General features: G+C 52.4%; 7 protein-coding genes and 1 pseudogene. 3 read left to right on the forward strand and 5 right to left on the reverse strand.

Translation table 11 applies throughout. The features are described 5' to 3' along the window. Nucleotides 1–811: 811 nt before the first annotated feature. Complete coding sequence (locus WNY39_RS17675) at nt 812–1,201, reverse strand: hypothetical protein (RefSeq protein ID WP_342847684.1); 390 nt, start codon at nt 1,199–1,201, stop codon at nt 812–814. Between the two features lie 957 nt (nt 1,202–2,158). Between WNY39_RS17675 and WNY39_RS17680 the strand changes: the two genes are divergently transcribed. Next, nucleotides 2,159–3,223, forward strand: a complete 1,065-nt coding sequence (locus WNY39_RS17680; protein ID WP_342847686.1) for a hypothetical protein — start codon at nt 2,159–2,161, stop codon at nt 3,221–3,223. Nucleotides 3,224–3,398: 175 nt separating this feature from the next. On the opposite strand, the gene WNY39_RS17685 is transcribed toward WNY39_RS17680, so the two are convergent. Then, nucleotides 3,399–4,709, reverse strand: a complete 1,311-nt coding sequence (locus WNY39_RS17685) for an HlyD family type I secretion periplasmic adaptor subunit (protein ID WP_342847688.1) — start codon at nt 4,707–4,709, stop codon at nt 3,399–3,401. After that, complete coding sequence (locus tag WNY39_RS17690; protein ID WP_342847690.1) at nt 4,706–6,442, reverse strand: type I secretion system permease/ATPase; 1,737 nt, start codon at nt 6,440–6,442, stop codon at nt 4,706–4,708. The genes WNY39_RS17685 and WNY39_RS17690 overlap by 4 nt, the downstream gene beginning before the upstream one ends. Before the next feature lie 330 nt (nt 6,443–6,772). On the opposite strand from WNY39_RS17690, the gene WNY39_RS17695 reads away from it, so the two are divergent. Beyond that, on the forward strand, nt 6,773–8,179 hold the full coding sequence (locus WNY39_RS17695) for a right-handed parallel beta-helix repeat-containing protein (RefSeq protein ID WP_342847692.1): 1,407 nt from the start codon (nt 6,773–6,775) through the stop codon (nt 8,177–8,179). Between the two features lie 230 nt (nt 8,180–8,409). On the opposite strand, the gene WNY39_RS17700 is transcribed toward WNY39_RS17695, so the two are convergent. Continuing rightward, entirely contained in the window at nt 8,410–9,294 is an 885-nt protein-coding gene (locus WNY39_RS17700; RefSeq protein ID WP_342847694.1) for a GNAT family N-acetyltransferase, read from the reverse strand. 270 nt (nt 9,295–9,564) lie between these two features. Here WNY39_RS17700 and WNY39_RS17705 point away from each other — a divergent pair, with 270 nt between their 5' ends. Continuing rightward, complete coding sequence (locus WNY39_RS17705; protein ID WP_342847696.1) at nt 9,565–10,191, forward strand: hypothetical protein; 627 nt, start codon at nt 9,565–9,567, stop codon at nt 10,189–10,191. A 52-nt stretch (nt 10,192–10,243) separates the two neighbouring features. Here the strand turns inward: WNY39_RS17705 and WNY39_RS17710 are convergent. Continuing rightward, a pseudogene (locus WNY39_RS17710) lies at nt 10,244–10,453 on the reverse strand (IS3 family transposase); the annotation flags it as partial. Nucleotides 10,454–10,601 lie beyond the last annotated feature (148 nt).

Consider the following 10,601-nt stretch of genomic DNA (forward strand, 5'->3'; position numbering starts at 1 on the left):
GAAATTTGGCTTCCCCATAACGGCCTCCTTGCCTCAAAGTTAGGGAAGAAAGCGTCTACAAATCTAAGGGCTATTCAGACCATCATATTGATGGTTATCCACATATCAGTCTTCGCCGACCCGAAAGGTTTTGAATCAAACCTCATACGTTATCATCGTAAGGAATAACGGAGCGGCCGGGGTGGCCGAAAAACTTTATGATGAAACCGAGAAATCGGACAAAAGTGGAAAAGGCAGAACATGCGCGTTATACGCAGGTGTCCACAGATAAGAAGCGTGCGGCGGGACTGGACCGGGTCAGCCTCTGGGTGCCGGCGGGGCAGAAGGCCACATACAAGGAAGCTGCACAGGCGTCAGTGGCGCGGTACTTGAGCAAAGAGACCGGCACAACGTGTGATCTTTTTTCAAAGCCGCTCGCCGGGAGAACTGCCACGCCGAGGCCAAAGACGAGACGCAACCAGCCTGGCCCGCGGCAGATGGCATTCAATCTCGGCTGCTAGAGATCGGGGCCTGCATCATTGCGGGTTCGATCCAGAACATCCTTCAAGCGGGCTGTAGGTGGCAGCCCCATTTCTTCGCGAACTTTAATTAGGGTCTGCGCGTCTTCGCTGATATGCGCCCGGGACCGATCGAGAACGCCCCGTGCTGCAAGTGAAATTGCTTTGGCTATAAGGATTAAGAGGTGACCAGCCCGTCAGACCGTTTTCCGAAGGGTTGCCCGATCAACAGGCAGCAGTTTTGTGTCAACGGCGAGCTTCTGGACACTGTCATCCCACGCGATACCACCCTCACTGAGGTAAGAGAGTGCAGCCTAATCAATCGAGGTTTTTTTTCGATTAGTGTATGATGCGTCATGGTGGCATTGCTCGCACTGGATTTCATCATTTACACCCTTATGCTTCACAGCGTGACCCCTTCCCCAATTGGCCGCGTTCTTCAAGGGACGGGCGCGAGCTCTGCCGGGGTCTGTTGCGCCAGCGTCCCTCATGAACTTAATGTTTGCGCTGCCGTCACCATCCCGAATATCTCGACCACTCCCGAGCCAAATCTTGAAAACCACAGCAAGAACCAGTGTTGCAACTGCTCCGCCAATCCAAAAGACCAACAAACCTTGCCATAACGTCTGGGTTAGGCCGAAAAACAAGCCGAGCATCGCACCGACGCCATACCCTAAGGTAAGAAGTAAAACGATTTTATCCACCAATAACACCTACACACGTAATTTCTATCCAACAAGCGATTTTGGGATCGATCCTCGAAGTGGGTAGTACTCTTTATTATTCCTGACAGTTGACGCACCACGCGCCACCCATTCGAACTAGCGCATGAGATTAGCACTTCAACCCGAGAACCTCCATACTGCATATTGCAAAAGTCATAAACTCAATGCACCCAATTTCATGCGATGGATCCCATCTCTAAACATGAATGGTCGAAAGCGCCGCTAGAAAGCTCTGCAAACCATGCTCCCAGTCGGTTCAGAGCCGCTGATCGGATTAAGCCCGTGCCCCTCGATCTGGCGGCAGCCCTCTGAAAACAGATCGTCGTAGACACCGCCCTTCACAAGCGCATTCTGGGACCGGACATTGGTGGTCTCGCCCGGCACCGGGCCGGAAAATCAAGTTCACAAAAGATCACGAGAACCAGCCGGACCTTGAGCGCACGCTCCAGCTTCGGCTCAGACATCAGCAGGCATCTGGGCAAAATCAGTGGATCATAGCCCTGCGGCCCGATTCCGGGCCTCCCCAGGCGACGCGTCAGGATCGGCGAAAACGCCGACCATTCCAGTAGCACCTCGATACTCGACAAAACATCTTCACCCCTAATCCGATGCGTGCTTCACAAAATGCAAATCAATCCAAGAACCTCTGTGATAGAACGCAAAAAGACCATACCGGCAGGAATCCCGAACCACGCAGAGATCTTATCACCGCCAGCATCGTTTACCTTTCATGTAGCTACTGACCCGCACTTGATTCTCTCTCAAAAAGGCATAGCTTAGGATTAATTTAAGAAACTTAATCATTGCGTAGCCAGACCAAATTTGAATATTTTCGGATTGTCCGCGGTATTCTGCGGACAATCTGGAAGGTTATCGTCTAACAATTTTTGATGCGACGGCAGTGTTAAATGAACTGACGAAGGTTGATCAAGCGATATGGGTAGATATGAAATCAGGCGACGCGGTCTCGATGTTTGTGAAACCTATCTTGACCTCATGCGCCTGAGTTTTGATGCTCGCGCAGTTGAACAGAAAGCTTTGGCGTTGCCTTGGCTTTTTGCAAGCCACCCAAGCGGCCATCCGACAGGCTCCTTCTTTTTGACACTTGAACACAAGGGAACAGTTGTTGGGGGTACTATTATTGCCGCTGACACGATCTGGCTAGACGGTGCGGAGCGCCCCGCGTTTTTGCCAATCGGAAACCACGTTCATCCCGATCATCGGGGCCGTGGTCTGCAATTGATGAAAGCGATGTATAGCCTGGCAGATGTCGGCGTAAGCATGGGTCTTCCGAATGATCGCAGTTTTGGCGTTCACCGCCGATTTGATGCCTCGCTTTCCGAACTTCGCACAACCCGCTTTCGAACTTATCTCGCTGGCGGGATATTGGCGAAACGCAAACCCGCGCTGTCCGTGCTATCACCTATTTTTGACAGCATTTCGACCCTATGTAACGAGCTGATTAACCGCGCCCGCCCGCGTCCCACCAAAGGTGAGAGTGTTGAGCAACTTGATACATTTGGTCCAGATATTGACGCGTTTTGGCTGGAGGCACGGCAACACCATCAGTTTCTTTGTGTGCGCAGCGCCGAGCGCATGCAGTGGCGCTACCGCGACGCGCCGTTTAGCCGATATGAGGTAGACGTTTTGCGGCGAGACGGCGCGATCAAGGGAATAATCGTGACCCGTGTCACCGATCGGAACGGGCACTTGGTAGGTGAAGTGTCCGACATTCTTTGCATCGAGGACAAGCCACGAGACTATGCGCTTCTTCTTGGCGTGGCCGGTCAGCGATTTGGCGATGCAAACGTAGAGTTTGCTGAGTTCGCGTTTATAAGTCCCAACGCCCTGAATGCCGCCGGTCGCCGTACGGGATTCTGGTTCCCTCGAGATAAGCGACGGGTCGTGGCTTGTGGCTTGGGCTCGCGCGATTCCCGTGCTGTACCGCGACTGATCGACAACATCCATTTCCTGCGCGGCGACCACGACGAAGATTATTAGAACTTTTCCCGGAGATGTAACGTACCACCTAATGCCGCCATAAAGGCAATAGGTGCAGGTGAACATTCAGTCCGCCAGACCGCTCGCGCCACAGTCAAGGCGGAATTCCGATTATAATGCGCCCTTAAACTTTGCAGACCAATCAACGCTTTTCGCGAAGTTTGGTCTGGTGACTTCAGCTGTCGCGAAATGCTCGGGCAAAGTAATCGGCAAACGGCTTGAAGAGATAGGTCATAGGAGAGTGATCGCTGGTCCGGATAAACGCCTCAACCGGCATGCCCGGAAGCAGGATGGTTTCTCCGGGAAGATTTTCCACCTCTCCAGGTTTCAGCATGATCTGAGCCCGATAAAATGTCTGGCCGGTTACTTTGTCCTCCAGCGCGTCTGCAGAGATCTGCGTAACTTGTCCCATCAGTTGCGGCGTGGTTTGACTATCAAGCGCCGACATTCGCAGCTCAACATTTTGACCAACGGCGATCTCATCTATGTTAGTTGGCTTAACGCGCACGACAATGACCAAGGGGCGATCCTGGGGCACCAGAAACATGAGCGGATCTGCAGCGCGCACAATAGAACGCGGCGTCTGCACCTGTAGTTGGTAGATAATGCCGGATACCGGCGCGCGAATGTCGAGCCGGCCGATTTCAGACATCAGCGCCCGACGCTTTTCTGCCAGCTCAAGCTCGCGATAGCGCAAATCCCGCAGCTGCGTGATCGCCTCTTCGCGCGTTGCCGTGCTAAGTTTCAAAGTTTCCAAGTCGATCTCGGTCATGCGTTCCAGCGCTTCCGCCTTTGACGCAGCAAGCTCGCCAATCTGGCCGCTCAACCGCGCCTCCTCCCGTTGCAGTGTCAATACAGCCGAAGCTTTTGCCAGTCCGCGGTCGCGCAGTGATGTCTGACTGTCGAGCTCTTCTTCAATGAAGCCCAGTTGCCGGCTTAGCGATTCCTCTTGTGCCTCAACCCCGCGAACCTGCGACCCAATTTGAGACTTGCGTTGACCTAGCTGTTCGATTTGTTGCGCGACCGTAGAACGGCGGACGTCGAACAAGTTTTGCTGTCCCTTCATCAATTCTTGCAAATCGGGGCGTCTTTTCCCGGCTGCAATCAATTCGGGATCAAATTTGATCGTATCCCGCGTATCGCGCTCTGCCTCAAGCCTTCCGCGGCGCGCGACCAGTTCAAACAATTGCCCTTCATCAATCGCAAGCTGCGAAACTAGCTGCTCTGGATCGAGTTGGATCAACAGATCCCCCGCCGAGACCGTATCCCCTTCTTCCACGAGAATTTCGGATACCACACCGCCCGTCTCGTGCTGCACGATTTGCCTGTTGCGATCTACCTCGATCTTGCCTGACGCGACGATAGCACCTGCGATTCTGGTCGTCACGGCCCACGTGCCGAATCCACCAACCAACACGAGCAGACAGATAAAGCCGATGATAACAGGGCTGGTCGCCGACCACCTCTCTTTGCTGGCACTATTCATCTTACGCCTCCTGCATTAACTGGAGCTAACTTGATTTTCTCATGGTTGGACACCGTGGCTTTAAGCACCTCGTCCTTGGGGCCAGACGCGATACACACACCATTTTCCAATACAATAAGAGCGTCGCATTCTTGAATGGCGGCTGGTCGGTGCGCCATGATCAAAACCGACCTGCTGCTCTCCTTCATCGCACGGATTGCATGGTTGACAGCCTGCGACCCAACGTTGTCGAGATTGGCGTTAGGTTCATCCAACACCACGATGACAGGGTCATCAAAAAGAGCTCGCGCAAGCCCAATCCGCTGCATCTGCCCCCCCGATAAACGTACCTGCCCTGACCTAATGACAGTGTCATATCCGTCTGGCAGTTCCAAGATCATCTCGTGGGCCGCTGCAAGCTTGGCTGCTGCAACAACCTTTGCATCGTCCGGATTTCGAGCAAGCCGCGCGATGTTTTCCGCGATTGTGCCATCAAATAGCTGAACCCGCTGGGGCAGATATCCGATATGCCGCCCGAGCGTTTCTGGCCCATAGTTGTCCAAGGATGCCCCATCCAGCCGAATATTCCCCGCAGTCGGAGACCAGACTCCTGTCAGTGCCTTCGCAAGCGTTGACTTGCCAGCACCTGACGCGCCAATCACGCCAACCGCCTGACCCGGCTCCACGACGAAGTCCACCAACCTAAGTGCTGCCCGCTTCTCGCCCGGCGGTATGACAGTCAGACCTTTGGCTTCCAAACGCGCCTTGGGTTTCGGCAGGGTCGTGCGCTTGGGCTCTACCGGCACGGAACCCAGCAGCACCGCAAGATTATCCCATCCGGTGCGTGCGCGCTGAACCAGCGACCATTGGTTAAGCGCCACCTCGACTGGGGCAAGGGCGCGCCCCAACAGGATCGACCCTGCGATAATGGCGCCTGCCGTCATTTGATCCCTCAAGACCAACCAAGCCCCCAAACCAAGCATGGCTGATTGCAAAAACAATCGCAGCGTCTTGCTGAGCGACGTAAATGTGCCCCCAACATCTACGGCACGCATTTGATGATCCAGCGCATCACTTCGTGCAAGTTGCCAACGTTCAAAAGTGGCTTCGCGCATGCCCATTGCCTGAACCATCTCGGCCTCGGTTCGCATCTGATCCGAGATGGACGTGGCTATTTGCCCGGCGAGACCAGCCTTTGCCTGACTGACCCGCGTTAGAATCTGGTTGGCAATAGTGATGAATATCAGAATTACCGCACCAGCTACGGCAAGCCACCCAAGCATCGGGTGAAACAGAAAGATTGCAGCAAAGAATATAGGGGTCCAAGGAAGATCAAACGCTGCCAGTAAAACAGGCGACGTGATCAGCCGCTGAACAGCATCAAGGTCTTGAAGGCCTGCATTTGTGTTTGAATCGGGTGCAACCGAAGACTTCCGCACGACCGCATCAAAGACACGGCGGTCAAGATCGGCCTGAAACCGTGCCCCGATCCGCGCCATAATGCGTCCCCGGACATAGTCGAAAACCCCCATTGCCGTATAAAGAAAGACAACAAGTAGCGAAAGCGCGATCAACGTTTCTTCAGATCCGGAGCTCAGGACCCGGTCATACACTTGTAACATGTAAAGAGGTCCAGTGAGCATCAATAGATTGGAAAAGAAACTAAAGACCGCGACCGTACAATACAGCAATCCTGCGCGACGACGCACAGCGCGTAGTTCGTCCAAGCCACGATCTGTGACATCAGTATTCATCAGGAACCTTTAGAGTTGAGAAGATTTGCGGACTTCACAGACTTACGAGGAAAATGACAGGGCCAAAATACCACTGTTCCGATCTCGGACACCAAGCGTTAGCGACATTCTGCTGCCCAATAAGCGAATTCCTGCGTCTGAGTTTACCAAACGGTTAAATTAACTTTTTTGAAAAGATTGATCGTGTAAGACCTCACGACCAAACAACGTTTCGGGCCATTTTCAGTTATAAAAGCGTAAACTACAGGAGTTTTCCTTTCTTTTAGCCCAGTTGGCGCGCTTTTTAACTTAACTTTGGCACAGAAAAAATAAATTGGCAGGAGGCCACCCATGGCGACTTACGACAGAGTAATCGAAAACCTTACACTTACATCGAGCATGGATATCATTGGTCCAGAGTGGGACAACACTCTGATCCGCAATATCACGATCAAGAATGTTAATGGTGACGGCATGATGATTCGCAACGTTGACAACTTGCGCATCGAAAATGTCACTATCGACAATGTAAGTGGTTACGGTATTCGACTGAGTTCGACAGGATCCACCTCCAATGTGGTGATCGAAGCCAGCACAATCAGAAATACTGGCCGCGATGGGATTATCGCAGCTCAAGACAAGGAAAGAGGAGTCGACCATCCTGGGCTTCAGATCCTCAACAACACCATCGAGTCCACCGGCACGAGCGGTGGTACTAACGATTCGAGGCCCGGCATCCACGGCCTGTATATCCAGAGCACAGATTTCCTGATTGACGGGAACCATATCTTGAATTCCATCGATGAAAACGCGATCTCAGTGCGCAGCTCAGGAGTTATCAGTAACAACCTCATCGAAAACGCGCGTGGAAGCGGCATTGCCTACTACGCTGACCATCACAAAGGTTCTAGCAACGCGTTGGTCATCGAAGACAACACAATCATAAATACCGGCAACGGCACGAACCGGTCCGACATCAATCTGCTTGGAATTCCATCCGGTCAGAACAACGCAGCCGTCGGAAACTTTATCATTCGCGATAATAACTTCTCAGATACCGATGGGACGCCGGTTGCCGTGGCATCCGACTATTCACGGTTGGGGGCTAATGTCTCTATCTCCAACAATACTCAAGGCGCAAAAAAAAGCGACTATTTTGCGGATCGTCCATCAGCCGAAACTCCCGTTGAGCAAGAAGCGCCGGAGGCAGCCAATGGTTCCTCCGTCACCGTCAACCTTTCGCTGGAGTCCTCGAATGGGTCCCGAACACTCGTCGAACAATCGTTAGATGAGTTTGTCTTCGCACCGATCAAAGTCGAGGCACAGACCCAGTTGCAATCCGTTTCTATTCCGGAGTTGAAGATGACACTTCAAGCATCCAGCGCAAACGGCAACGCCACTGTTACAGTTCACGATGGGCAACTCGGGGTTTATCACGCTGGGGAAAACTTGAATCAAGGCAGTCAGCTAAGTTCGGGCGAAACGCTTAGCATCCGCTTCGACGACGACAGCGCGGCAGACGATGCGTTTTTATTCCGCGCTCAGTTGGGATCGGTCAGCAGGGGTGAAGGCGTCAACGTCACCGCATACCGTGATGGTGCCGTTGTCTCTGATGTTGATCTGCAACTCCGCAGCTCGCAACTGATATTCGATCCTGGCGTGGCTTTCGACCGCCTTGAGCTGACGCCCGACGCTGGAGACAGTTTCTATATCAGTGCTTTCGAAGCAGAGCGCACGCTCTACAATGAGATTCTCTAGCCTAAAAAGCGAATTGCAGACTTCACGTCAGGCTAATTGAAATGCGGCCTGCAGAAAAAAATAAGTCCGATGGGGGCTACCTCATCGGACTTTTACCAAGTCGTCGGATCCGGATAATCTTATCGCACTTACGACGCGAGTGAAACGACATGTTCCTGGGACAAAGAACATATCACAAACGTGGCGTGGCCAAGAACTGGCAAGCCGACTTTAAGTTTGCCACGACATTTTCAGCCAGATTGCTGTAGAAGCGCCTTGATCTGCGTCTTCCATTTCGACTTGCGGTAAAGACGCCTGATCTTGCGATATGTGAGCGCCTCGATCGGCCGCAACACTCGGGACATCATCGGCGGCAACGTCACGATCTGCGGTCTGTAGCTGTCCTTGAATTCTTGCCGCCCCGCCTCGCATGGATCGCTGGGCTCTCTCGGATCAGGATATCCATCCAGATCCAGCCATCTGCAGCCATGATTCTTCGCGTCCAGCATGGCCTGCCAATAAAGCGATGTACTGCGGCCACCTTTCAGTCCCGGAACAGCCGTAACGATATTCAAGAGACTGCGGTCGCCTTCAAAGAAACTGACCGAGCCACCAACGATCTGGCCGTCTAGAGATGCAACATTTATCAAGCCCAGATGGGGCCGCTCTTTGAAAAAATGAAACTGAGAGCGGAAATCATGTCTGCCGTCGATCTCCAAACCCGTGCGTTTGGCCATCTCGCGCATGATTGTGGTCAACTGGACCGCTTCATCAATCGATTCGACAGAGCGTACCAGCATATTATCAGCACGCGCCGCACGAAGATCTCTCTTTCGCCGGGTTGAAAAGCTGCGTAGCAAATCCTCCTCAGACATTTGAACATCAACGAGCGCAGTCGCCGTTGGCAGGGTCTGCTCGTATTCTGGCACACGCTTGTATCCCATCTGGGCCAACACAGACTCGCAGGTCTGTGCGTCTTCATCCTTCCAAATTGGATTGGCCGAAATTGATATCGCACCATATCTGTGCAGCGCTGCTTCAAGGACGGGCATCACTCTCCCAAGATCTTCTGGAGATTGAGTGCAAGGCCCTCTTCTAATGGACGCGGAAAACCGGCCGCGCCATAGTTGGGTCAAGCGCACACATCCGACGGAAATGGTCTGGCCCGCCTCATCGGTGCAACTAAAAGTAAGATAGTGTTGCAACCGCGACGGTACAGCGACGCTAGGCCAAGCAATGTGCTGAGTGATTGATGCCGAAGGCCACAACTGTACAGCAGATGCAGCACTCTCAAGTGTCGGGTCGAGAAGATCTTCGAAAAGCCTTATCTTCATAATAAGTTCACAAGAGAGGAAATTATGGTACGAATTATAATCATGATTGATCCCATAGGAAAGACAAATTAAATGACAGTTAATAAATCTACCAGTCGGAGTTCACTTCTCACGCGAATTCGTAAGTTTACGCGGGACCACATTTACGATGTGGATCACATATTATTTTTCAGTAAACCGCTCGACCGTCCTAGCAAATTCAGAAAGCTAGATCCCAAAGGTACAACCGTAAAAATAGCTTCGAACGAAGCAGAATTAGCACTGATGATCGCCAGCTTTCCCGAGCGGGCCCATTTCTTCCGCGAGTATGTCGCGAACGGCATGACCGCATTCTTTGCCGTAAAGTCAGATGATGTAATTGCCTATAGTTTCGTGGCCACCGATGACTTCTATGACAAACACCTATGGAAAAATACTGTCGAGGTCGGTGAGGGACAGCTGTTTCAGTTCGCAGGTTTTGTCGTTCCCGGCAGCCGGGGTTCTATCGCAGGCCTGTTGGTTATCCAGCACATGCACGAATACTATAAAGAACGAGGTTTTACGACAGCACTCACTACAATAGATTCGGACAATAGGCCGTCTTGGAGCATGGTTCTCAAGCTTGGGTTTGACCAAGTAGATCAAGCGTGGGACGCGTACAAGCTGTTCGGTTTCCGATGGTCCCGGCCCACTAAAGCCCGGTGCCAAGTGAAACTTTGAACAATCGACAGAAGTGGGGCGCGATTGGACAATATGAGGTGCCCCTAGTTTCCTAGACGCCTGCTTTGTTCAGTTTTAACTCTCTTGCTTCATAGTCAATCGGTGCCAGCATGCGGTTGTTTGTGTGCTTACGTGTCGGATTGTAGAATATCTCGATGTAATCGAACACGTCCTGTCTAGCGGCGTCACGTGTGAGGTAGGTGCGCCGCCGGATTCGTTCTCGTTTCAAAAGCTGGAAGAAGCTCTCTGCGACGGCATTATCCGTTGCCCGTCAACACATGTTTACATGTGTGAGAGGGATGACAATTCCCTCGTCTGCTCATGCTTGCGAACTGAGCTACCCCCCGAAAATCGGACACTGACGTAAGCTGCGATTTGTAGTTTGCTGATCTTCAACACGAAGGAGATCA

Source organism: Sulfitobacter sp. AS59 (assembly GCF_038899995.1).
Taxonomy (GTDB): domain Bacteria; phylum Pseudomonadota; class Alphaproteobacteria; order Rhodobacterales; family Rhodobacteraceae; genus Sulfitobacter.